This is a genomic window from Haliscomenobacter sp., from assembly GCF_965225875.1.
GTDB lineage: Bacteria > Bacteroidota > Bacteroidia > Chitinophagales > Saprospiraceae > Haliscomenobacter.
Window position 1 is genome coordinate 4,029,692 of the sequence record NZ_CBDDBS010000002.1, and the last position, 21,824, is coordinate 4,051,515.

At 48.9% G+C, this 21,824-nt stretch carries 17 protein-coding genes and 1 pseudogene; 13 read left to right on the forward strand and 5 right to left on the reverse strand.

Translation table 11 applies throughout. The annotated features are described in order from the left end of the window. The first annotated feature begins 9 nt into the window (after positions 1-9). The 3 genes from ACO08K_RS18440 (at position 10) to ACO08K_RS18450 (ending at position 3,299) form a co-directional block, all read left to right on the forward strand. Positions 10-1,437 carry a glycogen synthase gene (locus tag ACO08K_RS18440; RefSeq protein ID WP_421797885.1) on the forward strand — a complete coding sequence of 476 codons (1,428 nt, stop codon included), beginning with the start codon at positions 10-12 and terminating at the stop codon, positions 1,435-1,437. A gap of 62 nt (positions 1,438-1,499) precedes the next feature. Beyond that, positions 1,500-2,771, forward strand: coding sequence for a glucose-1-phosphate adenylyltransferase (locus ACO08K_RS18445; RefSeq protein ID WP_421797886.1), 1,272 nt, complete (start codon positions 1,500-1,502; stop codon positions 2,769-2,771). 108 nt (positions 2,772-2,879) lie between these two features. Continuing rightward, positions 2,880-3,299 carry a PH domain-containing protein gene (locus ACO08K_RS18450; RefSeq protein WP_421797887.1) on the forward strand — a complete coding sequence of 140 codons (420 nt, stop codon included), beginning with the start codon at positions 2,880-2,882 and terminating at the stop codon, positions 3,297-3,299. A gap of 3 nt (positions 3,300-3,302) precedes the next feature. Here the strand turns inward: ACO08K_RS18450 and ACO08K_RS18455 are convergent, their stop codons facing one another. After that, positions 3,303-4,400: a glycoside hydrolase family 130 protein gene (locus ACO08K_RS18455; RefSeq protein WP_421797888.1), complete on the reverse strand. Its 1,098-nt coding sequence runs from the start codon at positions 4,398-4,400 to the stop codon at positions 3,303-3,305. A gap of 196 nt (positions 4,401-4,596) precedes the next feature. Between ACO08K_RS18455 and ACO08K_RS18460 the strand changes: the two genes are divergently transcribed. Then, positions 4,597-4,998, forward strand: a complete 402-nt coding sequence (locus ACO08K_RS18460) for a VOC family protein (RefSeq protein WP_421797889.1) — start codon at positions 4,597-4,599, stop codon at positions 4,996-4,998. Positions 4,999-5,002: 4 nt separating this feature from the next. Here the strand turns inward: ACO08K_RS18460 and ACO08K_RS18465 are convergent, their stop codons facing one another. Together ACO08K_RS18465 and ACO08K_RS18470 are read right to left on the reverse strand one after the other, a co-directional pair. Beyond that, the gene (locus ACO08K_RS18465) at positions 5,003-5,707 is read right to left on the reverse strand and encodes a class I SAM-dependent methyltransferase (protein WP_421797890.1); all 705 of its coding nucleotides are present in this window, start codon (positions 5,705-5,707) and stop codon (positions 5,003-5,005) included. Between the two features lie 200 nt (positions 5,708-5,907). Then, positions 5,908-6,474, reverse strand: coding sequence for a Crp/Fnr family transcriptional regulator (locus tag ACO08K_RS18470; protein WP_421797891.1), 567 nt, complete (start codon positions 6,472-6,474; stop codon positions 5,908-5,910). A 32-nt stretch (positions 6,475-6,506) separates the two neighbouring features. Here ACO08K_RS18470 and ACO08K_RS18475 point away from each other — a divergent pair, with 32 nt between their 5' ends. Then, positions 6,507-7,682, forward strand: a complete 1,176-nt coding sequence (locus ACO08K_RS18475; RefSeq protein ID WP_421797892.1) for an MFS transporter — start codon at positions 6,507-6,509, stop codon at positions 7,680-7,682. A gap of 47 nt (positions 7,683-7,729) precedes the next feature. Continuing rightward, on the forward strand, positions 7,730-9,355 hold the full coding sequence (locus tag ACO08K_RS18480) for a sulfatase (protein ID WP_421797893.1): 1,626 nt from the start codon (positions 7,730-7,732) through the stop codon (positions 9,353-9,355). 85 nt (positions 9,356-9,440) lie between these two features. Here ACO08K_RS18480 and ACO08K_RS18485 read toward each other — a convergent pair whose 3' ends face one another. Next, a complete protein-coding gene (locus ACO08K_RS18485; RefSeq protein ID WP_421797894.1) occupies positions 9,441-10,619 on the reverse strand; it encodes an alpha/beta hydrolase family protein in 1,179 nt (392 codons plus the stop codon). 56 nt (positions 10,620-10,675) lie between these two features. Next, on the reverse strand, positions 10,676-11,587 hold the full coding sequence (locus ACO08K_RS18490; protein WP_421797895.1) for a helix-turn-helix domain-containing protein: 912 nt from the start codon (positions 11,585-11,587) through the stop codon (positions 10,676-10,678). A gap of 156 nt (positions 11,588-11,743) precedes the next feature. On the opposite strand from ACO08K_RS18490, the gene ACO08K_RS18495 reads away from it, so the two are divergent. From ACO08K_RS18495 to ACO08K_RS18525, 7 genes and pseudogenes are all read left to right on the forward strand, one after another. Next, entirely contained in the window at positions 11,744-12,520 is a 777-nt protein-coding gene (locus tag ACO08K_RS18495) for a hypothetical protein (protein WP_421797896.1), read from the forward strand. Between the two features lie 266 nt (positions 12,521-12,786). After that, positions 12,787-13,137 carry a hypothetical protein gene (locus tag ACO08K_RS18500; RefSeq protein ID WP_421797897.1) on the forward strand — a complete coding sequence of 117 codons (351 nt, stop codon included), beginning with the start codon at positions 12,787-12,789 and terminating at the stop codon, positions 13,135-13,137. A 238-nt stretch (positions 13,138-13,375) separates the two neighbouring features. Further along, complete coding sequence (locus ACO08K_RS18505; RefSeq protein WP_421797898.1) at positions 13,376-15,604, forward strand: TonB-dependent receptor; 2,229 nt, start codon at positions 13,376-13,378, stop codon at positions 15,602-15,604. A 96-nt stretch (positions 15,605-15,700) separates the two neighbouring features. Further along, positions 15,701-16,149 (forward strand): annotated as a pseudogene (locus ACO08K_RS18510) (HYC_CC_PP family protein). 256 nt (positions 16,150-16,405) lie between these two features. Next, positions 16,406-17,416: a heavy metal-binding domain-containing protein gene (locus ACO08K_RS18515; RefSeq protein ID WP_421797899.1), complete on the forward strand. Its 1,011-nt coding sequence runs from the start codon at positions 16,406-16,408 to the stop codon at positions 17,414-17,416. A gap of 59 nt (positions 17,417-17,475) precedes the next feature. Continuing rightward, the gene (locus tag ACO08K_RS18520) at positions 17,476-20,628 is read left to right on the forward strand and encodes an efflux RND transporter permease subunit (protein WP_421797900.1); all 3,153 of its coding nucleotides are present in this window, start codon (positions 17,476-17,478) and stop codon (positions 20,626-20,628) included. Continuing rightward, positions 20,625-21,788, forward strand: a complete 1,164-nt coding sequence (locus tag ACO08K_RS18525; protein ID WP_421797901.1) for a TolC family protein — start codon at positions 20,625-20,627, stop codon at positions 21,786-21,788. Before ACO08K_RS18520 ends, ACO08K_RS18525 begins: the two co-directional genes overlap by 4 nt. The last annotated feature ends 36 nt before the right edge of the window (positions 21,789-21,824 follow it).

Here is a 21,824-nt window from a genome sequence, read left to right on the forward strand (position 1 = left end):
TACTCTGCCATGAAAATATTACACGTCAGTGCAGAATGTTACCCAGCCGCCAAAGCAGGTGGTTTGGGTGATGTGGTCGGTGCACTACCGAAATACCTGAGTCAGCGCGGATGGTCATCTGCTGCTGTAATCCCGAAGTACCAGCTGCCCTGGTTCCAGGCCCGGCAATTTGAGCTGGTTTACGCTGGAGCCTTCCGCTTGCACAACGTTTATTACCCCTTCGCCATTGAAAAAGAACTGGGTGACAGCCTCGGATTCCCTCTTTACGTGGTGAATTTACCCGGCAAATTTGATCGCCCCGGGATTTATGGGGATGCCAGCGGATGGTTCAACGACAATGCCGAACGTTGGGTGTTTTTTCAGCAAGCCATTTTAAACTGGGTGCTGAACATGCCTGAAAAGCCAGCAGTGCTACATTGTCATGACCACCATTCGGGTTTGATCCCCTTTATGGTGCAACACAGTATGGAGTACCGCAGCATTAGCCATATCCCCACTGTTTTTACCATCCACAATGGGGAATACCATGGCGCTTTTGGTTGGGACAAACACGTTTTATTGCCCGCCTTTGAAGCCAGCGCTTCAGGATTGATCGATTGGGAAGGGGCCATTAATCCGCTCGCTTCAGCGATCAAGTGCGCCTGGCGGGTGACCACGGTGTCGAAGACCTACCTGGATGAATTGATGGAATACTCCAATGGCCTGGAAGGGCTTTTGCGCACAGAAGCCGCCAAATGTTCGGGTATTCTCAATGGCATCGACGCTGATGTGTGGGATCCGGCAACTGATCCTTATTTGCCGCACCATTTTGAAGGGAACATTGACAGCTACAAGTCAGTCAACAAGTTAGCGTTGCAACAACATTTCAACGCTGATCTGGATTTGCCGGTCATTACCTTCATTGGTCGATTGGTGCGAGAAAAGGGTGCAGATTTGATTCCCGATTTGATTGCCAGGGTCTTATCCGAAGGTTTAGGTGTTTCTTTCCTGATTTTGGGTACGGGTGAGCCCCATTTGCACGAGGCATTGGCCGACTTGCAATGGCGTTTCCCACGCCGTTGTGCGGTGGTTTTGGCCTACAATGAAGGGGTGGCCCATCAGCTCTACGCTGGTTCCGACTTTTTATTGATGCCTTCGCGGGTGGAGCCTTGTGGTTTGAATCAAATGTACTCCATGCGTTATGGCACCGTGCCGATTGTACGTTCGGTGGGAGGATTAAAAGATACTGTAATTGATATTGGTGAACCTGATTTGCCGGGTCGGGGCATTCGTTTCGATCACTTTACCCTGAATGATGCTGCTTTGGCCGTATACCGGGCCCACGAATTGTACCACAATCCAGGCGCTTTATCTCAGGTGAGAGAACACATCATGCAGGTGGACTTTTCCTGGGAAAGTGCAGCGGAGAACTACATTACGGTGTACAGCAGTTTATAAATCTAATATTCATAAAAAAACACGGGTTTATCACAAACCTGAATACGCCAACCTAAATTTGTATGGAAGTGAAAATGATCGCACTTATTCTCGGCGGTGGCGCTGGCTCGCGGCTTTATCCACTCACCGAGCAACGCTCTAAACCAGCGGTGCCCATTGCTGGAAAGTACCGCCTCATCGACATTCCGATTTCAAACTGTTTGAATTCCGGGGTGCGCAGGATGTTTGTGGTGACTCAATTCAACTCGGCTTCGCTCAACCAACACATCAAGAATACCTACACCTTTGACATGTTTACGCATGGCTTTGTAGATATCTTGGCGGCAGAGCAAACCCCCAATTCGCCCAACTGGTTTCAGGGAACAGCCGATGCGGTGCGCCAGTCGATGCACCACTTGATCAACCATGACTTTGACTACATTCTTATCCTTTCCGGGGATCAGTTGTACCAGATGGACTTCAAGGCTTTCGCTTTTTACCACATTGAAAAAGGGGCAGACCTGACCATTGCAACCATTCCAGTAGTCGCCAAAGAGGCTTCCGAATTCGGTATCCTCAAAGTGGATGAAGACCAGTACATTCAGGACTTCACCGAAAAACCCAAAAAGGATGTATTGCCAGCCTGGCGTTCGCCACTGGAAGAGAAATACACCTCCAAAGGCAAAGATTACCTGGCTTCCATGGGTATTTATGTGTTCAAGCGGGACGTGTTGGAGCGCCTGTTTGCCGAAAAACCAGACGCGACGGATTTTGGCAAGGAGATCATTCCTTACGCCATCAACAACAACTTCAAAGTAGCCAGCTACGCTTTTGATAGTTACTGGACGGACATTGGTACCATTGCTTCCTTCTTTGAGGCGAACATTGCCTTGACCGATCCAATTCCAGACTTCAACCTATTTGACAAAAGTGCTACGGTCTTTACCCGGCCCCGGCCTTTGGCGCCCTCCAAGATTTACGGAACTTTCTTCAACCGTACCCTGGTGGCAGAAGGCTGTATCATCCACGCCAAAAAGATCGATAAGGCCATTGTGGGGATTCGTTCCCGGATTGGCGACGGCACCGAAATCAACAACGCCATCCTGATGGGGGCGGACTATTACGAGTCGCTGGAGCAAATCGAAGCAGCCGACATCCCGATGGGCATCGGCAAGGACTGCTACATCGAAAATGCCATCATCGACAAAAACTGCAGCATTGGCAATAATGTGGTGATCAAAGGCCACCACTCGCTGGAAGATATGGAAACGGCTACCTACGTGATCCGGGATGGAATTATCGTGCTGAAGAAAAAGGCGAAAATTCCGAGCGGGACACGGATTGGGTTGGCGTAAACCTATCATAAATGAGAGGTGAGTAGTTTATCAAAGATGGACTGCTCACCTCTTTTTTGTGGCAAGACGGAAACTTGGGATATACTTTGTCTTGAAAAAATCACCTTAATGTTCGCCAAAACCTACCCCTCCAAAATTGGCCTCGAACTCCTGCTCCCGATCCTTTTCATTCTCCTGAGCACGAGTGCCCTCATGATCACATCCAAATCCTGGCTTGGCCTATTGATTATTTTGGCAGTCTTGGCTTTTATCTTGCACCTGTTTTTTAACACCCATTACACCATTGAAGGCCATCTATTGACCGTCAAATCCGGCTTTTTGTACAATTCGACCATCGATATTCACACGATCAGCAAAGTGTCCGAAACCAATAATTTGATCAGCTCCCCGGCGATTTCGCTGGATCGCCTGGAAATCCGTTACGGGTCGCACAACAGTGTCATCATTTCTCCAAAGGAAAAACAAGATTTTTTGGATCAACTTCTCCAGATCAATCCCAAGATCAGTATTCACTACAAAAAAAGATAAGGTCTACTCGGACACTGCCACCCCCACAAAGGAATCCGCCGTGCCATAATACAACCACCACTTCCCTTTAAAATAAACCAGCCCTTCGGCAAAAGTTGTCCCGGCCAGGTATTGTCCCTTCACTTCGTGAGGTAAACTAGGTTTGAGGAATGGCTCGTCCAGGCGGCGCAGCATCTTTTCTGGATTACTGGCATCAAAAGTGACCCGACCTACCGAATAAGTGCCCTTGGGCAATTTGGGATCCGCCTTCTCATCGGTACTATTGCGGCCATTGTAAAAGAGGTTGATTTCATTGTTGAGGATGATGGCGGGCGGGCCACACTCGGTCAGGCTGCTGTCGAACATACCCGGACGGGTGCGGATGACGGCTTTGAGTTCGGTTTTTTCGTCTACGGCGGGGTACCAGTCATAAAGGTTTTCCGACCAGGCCAGGTTGACAAACAATTCCCCCCAATACATCCAGTACTTGCCATTGATTTTGGCCAATACCTGTTTGCCTTTGACCATTTTGGTGACCATGGAGCCCGATTTGCAGGCCATGTCCAGGAATTTTCCGTTGTAGGCTTTGGCAAAGGCGGGGCCTTTCTTTTCCCAGGTTTCCAGGTCTTTGGAAAAAGCGATGCACAAGCGAGGCGTTTTGTAATTCCAGGCTGTATAGGCCACTACGTATAGTCCATCCTCGGTTTGAACCAGTCGAGGGTCTTCACAACCACCGGGGAAATCGTATTGGTTTTGGGCATCATTGTCTGGGTAGAGAACAGGCTTGGGGTGTTTGGTAAAATGGATACCATCCGTACTTTCGGCCAAACCCAGGCGTGAAGTACGCCCACCCAGATGCGCAGCAGGGTTGTCTTCACAGCGGTACAACAAAAACACCTTGCCATCCTTGACAATGGCGCCGGGATTGAACACATCCGCCCTTTGCCAACGCACGTTTTGTTTTTTGACGGGATCAAAAAAAGTAAAACTGGAATCAGCCTTTAGAATAGGATTTTCAGCAGGTTTGTAAAAAGACAACTTTTCCAGGCCGCTGTGCATCTTTTGGACGGCACAGGCCGAAAACTGTAGGGCAATGAGGAGAAAAAGGCCGAACTTGCGCATGTTGAATAGGTTTTGCTACGAATGTAGGCATTTGGGGCGATAAAAAAATAAGTGATCATTTTGCCAGAGGATTGGATAAGAAAACGTTTCATTTCAAGTATCTTATCTAATCCTCTGGCTCAGGAAAAATGATCACTTATTTTTGCCCCACTACTAAGCCTGTCTTGTGGCAACAATTCTACTAAATTTACATCCAATGATCATCGAACACCTCGCCATTTGGACCCAAAATTTGGAGGCACTAAAAGATTACTACGTGCAATACTTTGGTGCCCAGCCCAATGACAAGTACACCAATGTCCAAAAACAGTTCCAGAGTTATTTTTTAAGCTTTGATTCAGGTGCACGCCTGGAGTTGATGAGTCGGCCCGACATTCCGGCGAATACCAACGATCCAGTAAACACACAATACCTGGGCTTGATCCATTTCGCCTTCGGCGTAGATACCATGGCTGAGGTGGACCAAAAAGTAGAGGAATTGCGTGCAGCAGGTTTCCCGATCCTGAGTGGACCGCGCAAAACGGGGGATGGGTATTATGAGTTTGAAACTTTGGACCCGGATAACAACCGGATTGAGGTGTCGACTTTGTATCGATAGCGAGTCATCCCATTCTTTGAAAAGCACAAAAAATAAACTGTTGGATAGCCTGGGTCGGCGTCAAATGATCGACTTGGTGGCAACGTATTTTTTGGAATTGACTGCCAAAAACGTGCACCAGACTCTCTTCAGAATACTGTGTAATTTCCAGGCCGCTGCATTTTTTTGGACCTTGTTCCGAAAAGGTTCCAATGACTAAAAAACCGCCGGGTTTGACGGCTTGCGCTGCCGTTTGAGCATAGCGTTGGATGTCCGCTGTGGTGGTTAAAAAATGAAATGCGGCCCGGTCATGCCAAAGATCGTACTGCTCGGCTGGTTCAAATTGGGCAGCGTCAGCACAAATCCATTTGACGGCTTTGCCCCGTTCACCCAGGCGATTTTGGGCTCTTTCCAGGGCTTTAGAGGATATGTCCAGCACACTGATGTTTTGATAACCCAAGTCCAGCAGATGATCTATCAATAAACTATCCCCACCGCCCACATCAATGATTGCGGCATCTTTAGCAATCGAAAATTGTTGTATAAAATCAAGGGAAATGCTGGGTCTGGGCTGATACCAACTGCTTTGCTCCAATGCTTTGCTGCTGTAAACCTGATCCCAGTGCGACTGCCTTGCGCCATTTGTGTCCATGGAGTATACGTTTTGAATTACCGTACAAAACTCCAGGGTTTTTGGATGGCATCCTTTAACATTTGATAAATAATCCATACTACTGGACATTTTGCTCGGAGGACATCAATTGCCCCAGGCTTCAGCCTGGGGGGGAGGAACCCATCGGATTTGGGCTTTAGCCCTGGCTTGAAAATTAAGGCTTGGGCTAAAGCCCGATCAAGAGGTGTAGCTCCAATCCACGCGCTAAAGCACGTGGCAATTGAAGTCCTCCAAGCAAAAATATCCAGTAGTGTCAATCATTTTACACTGGCCCGAATCCGGCTCAAACTCACCTGTGTAATGCCCAAATAAGAGGCAATGTATTTAAGGGGCACCCGCTGCAACAGCTCCGGCATTTCTTCCAGGAGTCGGGTGTAGCGCTCCTCCGCGTTATAAAACTGCAGGCTTTCCAGACGATTCACGGTTTCTACATAACCTTGTTCAAAAATCTTGCGAAAGAGTCGCTCAATAGCTGGATATTGGTCGTACAAGGTGAAAAGTTGAGGGGCATTAATGGCAATGATTTCCGCCGCTTCGATGATTTGGATGCCTTTTTGCGAGGGGCGTTGGGTAAACAGGCTTTCTACCCGGGCGATGATGTGGTTTTCGGCAGCAAAACACTCGGTGATGTCGATGCCGTCTTTGTAATAAAAAATGCGGGCCATGCCTTTTTGTACGAAGTAAATGGTTTTGCAGGTGTGGCCAATGGGTTGCAGAATCTCATTTTTTTTCAAATGTTGCAGCTTGGAAATGACCAGCAGTTGATCCTGGCATTCCTTATTTAGCGCTTGAAATTGTTGAAAATAAGTCAGTAAAGCCTTCATGATCAATTGTTCATGACAAATTCTGTTTTGGTATGAAATACATCACCCGCAGCGTCTGGGTTTTATCCCTCATCAGCCTGTTTACCGACACGGCCAGTGAAATGTTGTACCCTATCATGCCAATTTACCTCAAAAGTATTGGTTTTTCTATCGTGCTGATTGGAATCCTCGAAGGTGTTGCCGAGGCAACTGCGGGTTTGAGCAAAGGGTATTTTGGCCAATTGTCGGATCAAATGGGCCGCAGGGTTCCTTTTGTACAAATTGGTTACGCGCTAAGTGCCTTGTCGAAACCCATGATGGCCTTTTTCATCCACCCCATCTGGATATTTTTTACCCGTACCATTGATCGTTTTGGCAAAGGGATTCGCACAGGGGCAAGAGACGCGCTACTTTCAGACGAGGCAACTCCTGATACCAAGGGAAAGGTGTTTGGTTTTCACCGCTCCATGGATACTTTTGGCGCGGTTTTAGGGCCCCTTTTGGCTTTGTTGTACCTCTATTTTTACCCCGAGGATTACCTTACTTTGTTTTACATCGCTTTTATTCCCGGGGTGTTGGCGGTAGCAGCGTCATTTTTTTTACAGGAAAAAAAGCTGCTGCTGGGTAAAAAAAACACCTCTATCCCTTTCCTCGCTTTTTTGGGTTATTGGAAAAAAAGCCCGGTGGATTACCGCAAATTGGTGCTCGGGCTTCTGGCCTTTACCTTGTTCAATAGCTCGGATGTTTTCCTGTTGCTCAAAGCAAAGGCCAGCGGGCTCAACGATACCTGGATCATTGGGCTGTACATTTTTTACAACCTCATTTATGCCCTGGCTGCTTTTCCATTGGGGATACTGGCGGATAAAATCGGACTCAAAAAGATGTTCAGCATTGGTCTATTGCTTTTTGCCATCGTGTATTTGGGCATGGCCACTACCTGTAATGCCTATGCCCTCGCAGCCTGTTTTTTGTTGTACGGCCTCTATGCCGCTGCGACCGAAGGCGTCTCCAAAGCCTGGATCAGCAACATCTCGGCTAAGGGGGATACCGCAACCGCCATCGGCATCTATTCGGCGTTTCAGAGTATTTGCACCATGCTGGCCAGTTCATTGGCGGGGCTGATTTGGTGGCAATTTGGGGCAGCGGCTACTTTGGCTTTGAGTGGGGCAATGGCTTTGGTGATTGCGGGGTATTTTATACTGGCAATTCCTGCAGTAGCCAAAACTTAGTAAAGGTTTCCGGTTTTATGCTTAACATTGCTCAAAAGAACGGTCGCATGAAAAGAGCTTACATCAGTTTGTTTTTATTAGCAGCAGGAGCCTTGCTTTTTTGGTCCTTCAAGCCCCAAAAGCCGGAGCGCCCCAACATCGTCTTCATCATGTCCGACGATCATGCCTACCAGGCCATCTCGGCCTACAGCGATAAACTGTTACAAACCCCCAATATCGACCGCATTGCCAAAGAAGGCATGCTGTTTACCAATGCCTGCGTCACCAACTCGATTTGTGCGCCCTCGCGGGCAGTCATCCTCACGGGCAAACACAGCCACCTGAACGGAAAAGTTGACAACTACTTCCCTTTTGATACCACCAATGTCACTTTTCCACAACTGTTGCAAGCCAATGGTTACCAAACAGCCATGTTCGGTAAGCTCCATTTTGGCAACAACCCCAAAGGCTTTGACGAATTCAAAATCCTGCCCGATCAAGGGAATTATTACAACCCTGACTTCATCACCAAAAAAGAAGGCAACATCAAGTTGACCGGCTATGTCACGGATCTCATCACCGACATGACCCTCAACTGGCTGAAAAACGAGCGGAAGAAAGACAAACCCTTCTTTCTGGCCTATTTGCACAAAGCGCCCCACCGCGAATGGCTCCCCGCTGAACGGCATTATAAGGAATTCATTCAGCGCAAATTTCCGGAACCTGCCACCCTTTTTGACAACTACGAAGGCCGGGGCCGAGCCTCCAAAGAGCAGGAAATGAACCTCCTCACCCACATGAACTGGGCGGGTGATTCCAAAATTTCCCCCGAGAACATGGATAAATTGGGCATCAAGGAATCACATTCCTACGACAAACGCAATTACAACGCGACAGTCGGGCGGATGAACGCAGCCCAACGCAAGGAATGGGATGCGGTGTACGGCAAAATGAACGAGGAATTCATCCAAAACTATCCCAATATGTCCCAGGAAGACCAAATGCGCTGGCGCTACCAACGCTACATGCAGGATTACCTGGGTTGTATTGCCTCCGTGGACGAGGGAGTAGGGGAGGTGTTGGATTTTTTGAAAGCAAATGGCCTGGATAAAAATACCATTGTGGTGTACACCTCCGATCAGGGCTTTTACCTGGGTGAGCATGGCTGGTTCGACAAACGGTTCATTTTTGATGAGTCGTTCAAAACCCCTCTCCTGATCAAATGGCCGGGGGTAATCCAGCCCGGCTCACGCAACTCCCAAATGGTGCAAAACCTGGACTTCGCCCAAACTTTCCTGGAAGCAGCGGGCATCAAGCCCCCGAGCGACATGCAGGGCGAAAGCCTGATTCCCATCTTTAAAGGCAAGGGCCAAAACTTCCGAGACGCGGCGTACTACCATTATTACGAGTACCCCAGCGTACACATGGTCAAGCGGCACTACGGGATTGTCACCGAACAATACAAACTGGTGCATTTTTATTACGACATCGACGAATGGGAATTGTACGACCGGGTGAACGACAAAAATGAAATGAAAAACGTGTACAACGATCCCAAATACGCCAAAGTAAGGGCAGAATTGCACAAAAAACTAGCCAAACTGCGGCTGAAGTACAAGGATTCGGAGGCCCTGGATAAGATGTACATTGAGAAATATAAAGAGTTGGAGGCGCAGGGGAAGATTTTTAAGTGAGGAATGGGGATTACACTACTCCTGTATTCGTCACTCCTCACTTAAAAAAAACGCTACTAAAACAATCAACTTACCAATTCGATTCTCATTTTCCAACGAGCTCATTCAATACCTTCCCCACTGCCTCGTCGCCTTTTAAAGCATCGCCAGGCAGTGGGTATTTTTCATTGAATACCTTCAAGTCCCCTTCCGTCAAAACCGTATTGGTGCTCTCATCAAATTTCCCGTCTTTCAGCACTCCCACCGTATTCAAGTGTAGGTGTTTGGCCAAAAAGGTATAGGCTGCCTGGCGTTTGGAGGCATTGTAGTCGTGTTTTTCCTGGGGAAAATGCACGTTTTCCACATTGGCCGTACTGTTGTAAAACCCGTAAATGCGTTGCACAAAGGGATATTCAAAGCTGGGCGTGTTTTTGGTCCAATCGTCGCCGTCAGAGATCAGCAGCAGGGGTTTGGGGGCAAAAAGCGCCGCAATTTCGAGGTTGGAGGTGATGTGGGTCGGGCGTTTGTGTACGGGCATGCCACTCTCGCAGGTACAGCCCCCAAAAAAATGCCCCGACACCATGACTACCGGCACCGATACCTTGATGCGTTCGTCCACTGCGGCCAGCATAAAGGTTTGGGTGCCGCCGCCAGATTCACCGCTCATGGCCACACGGTTTTTGTCCACTCCAGGCAATGAAAGCAGGAAATTGAGCACATAGGTACTGTTGATGAGTTGCAGTTTAAAGGCCTTTTCAATTTTGTGATCGCAGTATTTGGCGTCGCCATACCCCACCATATCGTAGGCAAATACCGCTGCGCCCATACGTGCGAGGGTCGCACAACGCTGCTGGACGTATTCCTTGTAGCGGGGCTCGGGGCCGTGCCCATGCGGGGCGAGGATGGCGGCCAGTTTGCCTTTTTTCTCCAGCGGGGTGTACAAATTCCCGGTCACGTAAATGCCAGGCAGGGATTGGAAGGATACGTTCTCCACGGCATAGCCGTTCAGGGTTTTCCGGCTGTGGATGATAATGTTGTTGGGCTTTTTATGGCTCAGGGATTTGATTTCGGCGCCGTCCAGAATGCCTTGGCGGATGAGTTGGGCGCGTTTTTCCCAGCTGGCTTGGTCCGTGTATTTTTCGGCTACGGCACGGTGGATTTCTACGGCCTGGGCTTCGGTGTAGAAGTTGCGTTGGCAGAGCTCGGGCTTTTCGGGGTTGAATTGGGCGAGGAGGGTGCTGGAGAGGAGGGTGAAAAGGAAGGCAAACAAGGCTGAACTTCTCATGGCAAATGTTTTTTGTTCGACGTTCAAATTTAAATAAAAAAACAAGAATACTTGGTTTAGCTCTCATTCACGCCCCCCATCCGATACTCCAATGGCGAAACCCCCACCCTTTGTTTAAACAACCTCGTAAAATGCTGCGGATACTTATACCCCATGGCATACGCGATTTCGCTGATGGATTTGCTCTGGTTAAAAATTTGCTGTTTGGCCAGGTCGATGATACTGGCCTGAATGTATTCCAAGGCAGAGGTTCCCGTTTCTTTTTTAACCAAATCCCCAAAATAGTTGGCGGAGAGGTTCAATTTTTCCGCGCAATAAGCCACCGTTGGCAAGCCGAGCGACTGCGGTAAATCCGAGTCAAAATAGGCTTCCAACAAGTGCTCAAAGCGGGTTAAAATATCTTTGTTCAGGTTTTCGCGGGTAATGAATTGGCGGTCGTAGAAGCGGATGCAGTAATTCAGGAACAATTCAATGTTGCTCACAATCAACATTTTGCTGTGTTTGTCAATGCCGCGCTCCAGCTCTTCCTTGATTTTATGGAAACATTCCAGCACAATCTGTCGTTCCCGGGCGGAGATGTGTAGTGCCTCACTCGCGTCATAGGCAAAAAATCGGTAGTCCTTCATTTTTTGGCCCAGAGAAGTACCCTTGATCAAATCGGGGTGAAAAACCAGAGCCCAGCCGCTGGGTTGTACCAGGGTTTCTTCTGGCAGATCAAAACCAAAAACCTGCCCTGGAGCAATGAACAACAAGGTTTCCTCCTCGTAGTCGTATTTGTTGCGGCCGTATTGAAAATCTTCGCAGCGCAAGTCTTTTAAAAAAACCACATAAATCTCCGACAAGCACCGATTGGCGGCGATGGGTATGGACTTGGATTGATCCAATACGTTCACCAGGGGATGTAGGGTTTCTTGCCCCCGGCGGGAACTGAATTGGGACACAGTGGACAGTTTTTCAATTTCAGCCATGGCAGCTTGTTTAGGCTTTAAAAATACAATAGTAGCCTTGATTTTCTGTTTGTCTACACCAATCCGTAAAAATGGTATGGGATGCAGTAATCTGGGTAAGTAGCTTTTAACAAAAGGGATGGAGCTTTGTGCACAACAATCAAAGCGCTTCAACTGATGAAAAAAACAATCACCTTTTTCAGCTTTTTACTTTTTACACTCTGCTCCTTTGCACAAACCATCGATACGACCCAAATCCCCAGTTTTTTCCGCGGGCAAATCACCGCCACCAACAACGGCATCTCCCTCATCCCCAATTTTTCCCTAAACAAACCTGCAGCTTTGTTCGATTTGTCCATAGGCAAGGGCCGTTTGAGTTTTGACCCCATGTTCCGCTTTGGCCTGGACGGCAAACCCTGGACCTTGATTTTCTGGTTTCGTTACAAAGTAGTGGACCAGCGCAAATTCACGCTCGGGATCGGTGCACACCCGGCCCTGTTGTTCCGCACCGAAACCGCCACTATTGCCGGAATCAATAAAGAAACCTTGACTGCCCAGCGTTATGTAGCTTGGGAAGCTTCGCCCACTTATCGCCTCAACAAAAATGTAGCCGTGGGCTTCTATTACATTGGTTCACATGGTTTGACCAAAGACTTGATTCAATTGGGCAATTTTGTAGCGGCCCGAGCCATCTTCACCAACCTGAAATTGGGTTCACAATTCAATTATTCTTTTTCACCACAAGTCTATTACCTGAAACAGGATAAATTGGAAGGAACCTATTGGAATGCCAGCTTTGGGCTGGCCAAAAAACATTTTCCACTTAGCTTTTCAGCCATTATCAGTCAAAAAATCCAGTCGGAAATTGCCGGGAAAGATTTTTTGTGGAGCCTGGGGCTGGTTTACAACATCAACAATACCTATTTTAAAACCAGCACTTTGACTCGGCGTTAGTTTTTACTTGTTATTCACCTGTTAAAACTTCTTGAGCCCTCGCATCTCAAGCGTATTTCCCCTATTTTTGCAGCACCAAAAAAATTCTCTCAAAGCTGTTTAGATGTATCTCGTGGAAGCGAAAAGGAGCCTATTTTAAACCAATTGAGGCACGAAAAGCGGAGTTTAGCAGCGCTAAATGAGCATTTTCGGAACGAAAATTGGTTTAAAATAGGTCCTTTGCAGCCCACGAGATACATCCAAACAGCTTTTAAAACTCATCAACCATGAAAAACGTATTCGCTGCATTTTTGACCTTCGCCTGCCTGTTTTTTGCCCAAAACCTGATGGCACAAACAGCCAATGCCCCAAAGGACGAAGTCAAGGTAGTTTCGGTAAAAGTGAGCGGCGTATGCTGCAATGGCGACCTGGCCACCATCAAAAAGAAACTGGTCAACCAGGAAGGCGTCGATGCGGTGACCGCTGGTGATGCCAAGAAAGAAGCGACCAACATCAAGGTGACTTACCACCCTGGGCTTATTTCGGAAGCCAAAATTCGTAGCTTGATTGAAAAAACCGAAGGTTGTGAAAAACCTGGGGATCTACCATACAAGGTGAAAGCGGTTACTTATTTGTAAACAAGCTTCTCATTCAAGGTGCATAACCTGAGGTGAGTCTATGGTGCCTGAAGTTTCTTAGGTGGTAAAGAAAAAAGCCTGCGAAGCAGGCCACACATTTTTCACCACCTAAGAAACCTAAGGCACCCAAGGAGTCACCTAAGCAATGACAAAATTCGGGATGGAACCTATTTGACACTCCCGCTATAAACCAAACGGGTAGCTTTTCCCTGAGCTCCATTGGTAAAATTATGCTTCCATGCGCTTTCTTCTACTGCTCATTTCCCTTTTCCCCTGTGTCCTTTCCGCCCAGACGATCAAAGGCAAGATCTTTGGCCAAACCCCCTCCGGCAATGAAATCCTGCCCGGAGCCACCCTCACTTTGGTAGGCACTACCCAGGGCGCAGTGAGCAATGAATTTGGCGTATTCGACATCCAGGTACCCGCCGACGCCGACCCACGTCTGGTCGTCTCCTTTTTAGGCTTCAAAACCGATACCGTAGCCATTGCAGGCCGGACCTATTTTTCGATTTACCTCAGTCCCGACCCCAAAAACCTGGAAGCAGCCACCGTCGTAGCCCAGCAAGGCGGTTCCTTCATCTCGGCCTTACAAGGAATCAAGGTGGAAGTCATCAACCAAAAAGAACTCACCAAAGCGGCCTGTTGTGATTTGGCGGGTTGTTTTGAAACCCAGGGCACCATCCAGGCCCAAACCACGAACCTCCTGCTCAACAGCAAGGAACTGCGCATTCTGGGTCTGTCCGGCGTTTACAACCAAATTCTGGTAGACGGTATGCCGATGATTTTGGGCAGCAGCTTCACCTACGGCATCAGCAGCATCCCCGGCACTTTGGTTGATCAGATTTTTGTAGCCAAAGGCGCCAATTCGGTCTTGCAAGGTTTTGAAAGCATCAGCGGCCAGGTCAACGTGGTGTTGAAAGAGCCAAAGCCCGACAAAGAAAAAATCCTACTCAACGCCTACCTCAATTCTTTTGGAGAAAAACACCTAAATGCCAATTTTTCCACCAACCTGGGCAAAAACTGGAAAAGCCTGACTTCCCTGCACCTGGTACAACCCGCTGGCAAACGCGACCGGGATGGCGATGCTTTTTTGGACCTGCCCTTGCTAACCCGCCTGGCCATTTATCAAAAATTTACCCTGGGTGATGAACAGACCGAAGGTTGGAGCAGCAAAATTGGCTTGCGCTACCTGGATGAAAAACGCATTGGCGGGCAGACGACCTTTGATGCCAAAAATGACCAGGGTTCCACTCAGGTTTATGGCCAGACCGTGCAGTACCAACAACCCGAACTGTACACCAAAACCGGCTTTCGTTTCAACCCCCAGTCAAAAATATCCCTGATTGCTTCAGCTTTTCAGCACCAGCAATCGGCCTGGTTTGGCGTTGTATTGGGTAACGCCAAACACCTGAATGCCTACACAAACCTGCAATACGAACAACTTTGGGCGCAAAAACACGACCTGAAGTTTGGCCTCAGTTACCGCCACCTCAATCTGGACGAGCGCATCCGTTTTTCAAATAATGACCTGAAGCGCACCTTTGCAGGCGATTACCTACGGCAGGAACGCACCCCAGGCCTGTTTGCCGAAAACGTGTTCAATTTTGAAAACTTTAGCATCATTGCCGGAGCCAGAATGGACCACCATCGGCAATTTGGCTGGCAATTCGTGCCGCGCCTAACCCTGCGCTACAACGCAGGCGATGCCACGGTTATTCGCGCCAATGTGGGTCGTGGTTTGCGCTCAGTCAATTTATTTGCCGAAAACGTCTCACTGCTGATCAGTTCCCGCGACATTCGTTTTGCGGAGCCCCTGGAACTGGAAAGAGCCTGGAACTCGGGAATCAACCTCACCCATACTGCTACGGGAGAAAACCTGGTGGCTACTTTTTCGGTCGATTTTTACCATACCCGCTTCCAAAATCAAATTTTCCCGGATTACGATTCCAATCCAGGTTTGGCGATCATTCAAAACTACCGCAGCCCATCGGTTTCCAATGGGTTTCAGTTTGATGCCAAATTTGTGTTGTCGAAAATTTTTGAAGCCAAGTTTGCCTACAACTTTTTGGACGTGTATCGCCCCACGATTGAAGGGCCAGTTTATTTGCCGTTCAATGCCCGCCACCGGGTGGTTGGCGCTTTTTCCTACGAACCCAAAAACAAACAATGGCACGCCGATGTAAACCTGCACTGGATGGGCCCGCAGCGTTTGCCAGATACCAAAGCACTACCAGAGAGCTTACGACAGCCCGAGTTTTCCCGCGCTTTTTCGGTGACCAATGTGCAATTCACCAAGGTTTGGAAAAAGCTGGATGTTTATGCGGGTTGTGAAAACCTCTTTGATTTCCGCCAGATTCGCCCCATCATCAATTGGCAAAATCCTTTTGATGAGTATTTTGATACAGCTTTTGCCTGGGGACCTACGCGGGGAAGGGAGTTGTATGTGGGGGTGAGGATGAGGTTGTAAGAGACTGTAAAAGTTTCATTTGTACGAAAATCGAGCCTTTGAAACAAATGCCACCAGGGAACGTTTAATCGTTATGTCATTTATACCAGTTTAAAAATGCTTAAAGTTCTACATCTCATTTTGGCGCTTCACATACTGTTGTCCTCAACGGGGATCACAGTATTCGAGCACCTCTGCCAGATGAAGGGTAGAACACTAAGTATTTTTATCCAACCCAAGGGCTGTTGCAAACATATCGTCCTGAAAAAAGAGCTGTGTGAAAAGAAAGGTTGCAGCGCTGACCAAACAAAACCACACAGCACATTTTCCAAAAAGCCTTGCTGCCAGGATAAAACCCAAGTCCTCAAATCCAATATCGACGGAGCAATCCAAAAATAGCGCTCCCTGATTTCAACCTTCAAGCCATCGACTTTCCGGTTAACCCGTTTGTGGTATTGAGCCTGGACATTATTCCAATCAGCCAAAAAGCACTGCGTTTTTACCTGTATAAACCACCGCCCACGGTGACCGATATTCGGGTGTTTATACAGTCTTTCCTCTGTTAGTTGTCTTTCCAAAATGCCCTGTTTTTGTTGCTCCAACAAAAAGGGTCAATCGCTTCATTTCACAAAAATGGGTATCCAAAGAATGATTATGGACCACAGGGTTCTATGCATCTATTCCAATGCATTAGGGTTTTTCGGCAACCCTAAATCATATAAATCTATCCCATAATTGTGTAATGCCAGTGATTTTCAAATGCTTGAAATTTGTCTCATCATTCAAGCAAGTGCTTTAAACTCAAGTTCAAAAATCTTTTTTATGAAAAATCTGTTCACCGCAAGCCTGGTGCTTGTGCTCTCGATTGGTCTTTTTACCGCGTGCCAAAACAACGCACCTAAAACCGAAGTAGAAACCGCCGCCGCAGGTGTAAAATACATCTGCCCAATGAACTGTGAAGATGGAAAGACTTACGACGAACCGGGTTCCTGCCCCGTATGCCACATGGATCTGGAACCAACCAAAGCCGAAGTTGAAGCCAATAAGTCGGAATACATTACCGCATTTGTAAGCAACCCAGCCCAACTCGAAGCGGGCAAACCCGGTGCCATGTCTTTTACCCCTCAAATCAAGGGCAACGAAAGCGCTGCAGTGCCATTGGATCTCGTACATGAGAAAAAAATGCACCTGATTCTGGTCAGTGACGACCTCTCTTGGTTCGACCACATCCACCCCGAGTTTTCCAATGCAGGTACTTATGACATCAAGGTTTTAGGCAAAGGGGAAAACTTCACTGACGGCCGTGGGCACAATGAAACCCGCTTTGACGCCGGAGGCAAATACTGGGCTTTTGCAGATTTTAAACCTACCGGTGCCTTGAATCAGGTCAACAAAACCGAAATCAATGTACTGGGTACTCCTGGCAAAGCCGTTGCCTACAACCAACCCAAACTGAGCGCCAACGTCGACGGGTTCAACCTCACCATGGAGGCAGGGCACGATGGCACGGGCTTTAGCTCCGGCAGTCAGCAGCACATTCCGGTTTCGATCAAACAAGGCGGTAAGGCCATTGACCCAGCTACCTTTGAAAATTACCTGGGCGAAAAGGCTCACCTGGTGATGGTTGAAGTTGCTTCCAAGGAATTTGTACACACCCACCCCTCGGTGGAAAATGGCAAATTGGACATCCACACCACTTTTGCCAAGCCGGGGACCTATCGTGGTTGGTTGCAATTCCAAACCGATGGCAAGGTACACACCGCTGATTTTGTGCTAAAAGTTAAGCAAGGGACCCATGATGGTCATAGTGCAGACGAACACGCTGGACATTAAAATTTAATTGGCTCCGGGCTTTGACTTGGCCAAACCCGGAGCCACCATATTCTTTCCCAATGCTCAATCGGATCATCCAATTTTCGTTGCAAAACCGACTCTTTGTAGTCGCTTCAGCAGCCTTACTGCTCGGTTGGGGGGCTTGGACAGTTGTCAACCTCCCCGTCGACGTGCTACCCGACCTCAATCGCCCACGGGTCACGGTATTCCTCGAAGCAGGGGGAATGTCGCCGGAAGAAATTGAAGTACAAGCCGTATTGCCCATCGAAACAGCCCTCAATGGTTCGCCTGGTGTAGAAGTGGTGCGCAGCAACTCTTCCCGGGGGATTGGCCTCGTGTTTGTAGAGTTTGATTGGGACATCGACCTGTACCGCGCCCGCCAACTGGTGGCTGAAAAGCTGAGTACCGTGCCCCTGCCCGATGGAATAGTGCCCGTGATGGGGCCGATTTCTTCCGTGATGGGGCAAATCATGCTGGTTGGGGTAACCGCAGAACGGGACAGTGCAAGTGGGAAAACCATCAGCACTGCGGCCGATTTGCGCACCCTGGCCGATTTTACCATCCGCCGCAGATTGCTGGCAATCAAGGGAGTGGCCCAGGTGATTCCCATCGGGGGCGACCGCCTGCAATACCAGGTTCTGGTTTCATCCGCAAAATTGAAACAATTCAACCTTACCCTGGAAGACCTCGACCGCGCCTTGGCGAATGCCAACCTGAACGCTACGGGTAGTTTTTTCAACCGCTACGGCTCGGAAGTGCTCATTTCGGTATTGGGAAGGTCCAAAAGTTTGGAAGACTTACAACGTACTGTAGTTGTCAACCGGGAAGGTAGCCCCGTTTTGTTGAACCAGGTCGCGGAGGTGAAATTTGGCGCAGCCATCAAACGTGGCGACGCTTCGATCAATGCCCAGCCCGCCGTCATCCTGACTGTGGAAAAACAACCCGGCGCCAACACCGTAACCCTGACCGAAGAAATTGAAAAAGCCCTGGACGAATTAAAATTATCGCTGCCCGCTGATGTACGCCTCAATGCCAAGGTTTTTCAGCAGAAAAATTTCATCGTGAATGCCTTGAGCAATGTAGAAGAGGCGCTCCGTGATGGTTTTATTTTGATAGTGATTATCCTCTTTTTGTTCCTGTTGAATTTTAGAACTACGGTCATCACCTTGACGGCAATCCCCTTGTCGTTGGTGATCACCGCCCTGATTTTTAAATGGTTCAACATCTCCATCAATACCCTGACTCTGGGCGGTTTGGCCATCGCGATTGGTGAGTTGGTGGATGATGCAATTGTAGACGTGGAAAACGTATTCCGCCGCTTGCGCGAAAACCGGGAACTCGGCGATCCTAAAAGCCCCTTACAAGTCATTTACGATGCGAGTAGCGAGGTGCGCAATTCCATCGTTTATGCTACCATCATCGTAGTGTTGGTCTTTTTGCCCTTGTTTCAGTTGCAGGGGATGGAAGGCCGGATTTTTGCACCGCTGGGTATTGCCTACATTACCTCGATTCTGGCCTCTTTGTTGGTTTCACTGACGGTTACTCCGGCGCTTTGTGCGTACTTGTTGCCCCAATCCAAACTGAGTGAAGGCAAAGAGTCCTTGTTGGTTCAGTGGTTGAAAAAACAAGACCGCAAGCTGCTTCATTTTGGTTTGTCCAATCCTCGTCTGATCATTGGATCGGCTGCGGTAATGGTGCTTATCGCTATGGGAGTAGCTACCCGTTTTGGCACCGAGTTTTTACCACCTTTTAATGAAGGAAGTTTCACCGTCAACCTCTATACCCCAGCTGGAACATCACTGGAAGAAAGTAATAAAATCGGGACCGTTGCAGAACAACTCATCCTGCGGGTACCCGATGTACAATACACGGCCCGGCGCACCGGGCGGGCGGAACTGGACGAACACGTGGAGCCGGTCAGCAACTCGGAAATCGAAGTAGAATTGCACGAAGATGCCCGCTCCCGTTCGGAAGTGGTAGCCGACATCCGCCAACAGCTCTCCAACCTCAAAGGAGTTTCCCTGAGCATTGGGCAACCCATTTCCCACCGCCTCGATCACTTATTGAGCGGCGTTAGGGCACAAATTGCCATTAAAATATTTGGGGAAGACCTGGGTGAACTCCGGGCACTGGCTGCCGAGGTGCAGAAAGTGGTTGAAACCATCCCCGGGGCAGTAGATGTACAAGTAGAACGCCAGGTTCTGGTGCCTCAATTGACCATTCGCCTTAATCGCGCCGCACTCCAGCGTTATGGCATGCAAACGGGGGAAGTGGCCCGCGATCTGGAAGTGCTGTATGGCGGTAAAGTGGTTTCACAAATTCTGGATGGTCAAAAAACCTTTGACTTGATTCTACGCGCCGTAGCCGAAGACCGGGAAAATCTGGAAAACATCCGCAACACCCAAATTCATACTCCCGAAGGAATTTTGATTCCGCTGGAAAGTATTGCCCACATCGAGTACGAAAAAGGTATCAACACCGTAAGCCACGAGAACAGCCAACGCCGCATCATTGTGTCCTGTAATGTGCAGGGGCGTGACCTGGGAAGTACCGCTGCTGAAATTCAAAAAATGGTGGCCGAAAAAATAACTCCTCCCCAAGGTTATTTCCTTGAATACGGCGGCCAGTTTGAAGCCCAAAAAGAAGCTTCGCGGCTGATTGGCATCTTGAGTTTGTTTGTTTTTCTGGGTATATTTCTGGTGCTGTACGCGCATTTTCGCTCCTGGCGCATTGTGCTACAAGTGATGCTGAACGTCCCACTGGCGCTGGTCGGTAGTGTCACTGCCGTATGGCTTACGGGGGGGACTTTTTCAGTGGCTACTCTGGTGGGTTTCATTACCCTTACCGGGATTGCTTCGCGCAACGGGATCATGATGATCTCCCATTACCTACACTTGATGGAACACGAAGGAGAAAAATTTGACCAGGGTATGATTGTACGTGGCTCCCTCGAACGCCTGGTGCCTGTACTGATGACCGCTCTGGTGGCGGCGCTGGCCCTGATTCCATTAACCCTGGATGCCCAGGCGGCGGGTAAGGAAATCCTTTATCCAGTGGCTACTGTGATTCTAGGGGGGCTTTTGTCTTCCACCCTTTTGGACATGATCGTGACCCCTACCGTTTTTTGGGCCTGGGGAAAAAAGGCGGTGGAGGCTTATTTTGATGGCAAAAAACAATCTGAAAACCTTACAACTGACAATCATTCCCTATGAAATCCTGGATGAACATCATACTGCCTGGCCTGATTGCAACGGGGGTGTTTGCACAAACCACACCTGATGCTGTCATCAGCGCGGCATTGCGGAACCACCCCTCGGTGAAAGCTGCTTCTTTTGAAGTGCAAGCCAAAAAATACGCCGAAAAAAACGCCCTGAAATTACCGAATCCCGAAATAAACGCAGAAAGCCCGACTGGTGAGTTTTATGCAGTAGGCGTCTTGCAATCCTTTGAGTTTCCCACCGTTTATGCCCGGCAAAAGCAGGTGGCCCAGGCCGAAACTGCTCTCGCGCAATCGGGGCAGCGGGTGAGCGAAAATGACCTGCGTTACACGGTGCGTTCCCTGTACCTGGAGTTGCAAACTGCGGAGCATCTGGTCCGGCAATGGGTATCCCGCGATAGCCTTTACACAGCGGTCGCGGCGGTAGCAGCCCGCCAATTTATTGGTGGTGAGATCGATTTGTTGCAAAAAATCCTGGCGGAAAATGAAGCCGGACAAGTACATCAGGAGCGCCTTGCCGCCGAACAAAACGCCATCGCCTTGCGCCAACAATTGTCAAAACTAAGTGGATTGAACGATTTAGGCACCTTGCTTCCGCTTACCCTTGATTCACTCGGGTCAGGCACTGCTGCTAATATTGCCAGCAACCCCAGTGTGGCTTTTGAACAACAATCGCTGCAAGTAGCCGAGAAGCAGGTCCGTTTGGCCAAAAGCCTCGATTTACCCAGCTTTTCGATGGGTTACCTCAACCAGGGGGCACGGGGAACCCCGCTCGATTACCGCTTCCGGGTTACCGTTGGCATTCCCCTTTGGACTGGGCAATACCGCGCCGGTCGGCAAAACGCCGAGAGTCAGGCTCAAGCTGCACAAAGCAGAGTGGAAGGCCAACAACAAGCGGTGGAACTTGAGTTGATCCGCACCCAAACCGAGGCAGCCACTGCATTCAATCAGGCTCGTTATTACGAACGCAATGCACTGCCACGCAGCCGTACCCTCATCGCTACCGCGCTGCGGATGCGAGAGGCCGGGCAGGTGGATTACCTTACTTTTCTGCGTACCCTGGACCAGGCTTATGCCATACAGGGCGAGTATACCGCGCAGGTGCAAAGCTTTGAAACGGCTCGAATTAAACTGCTTTATCTGGTAGGTCAATGATCAGCATACTACAGACGTTTTTGTACTCTAGACACG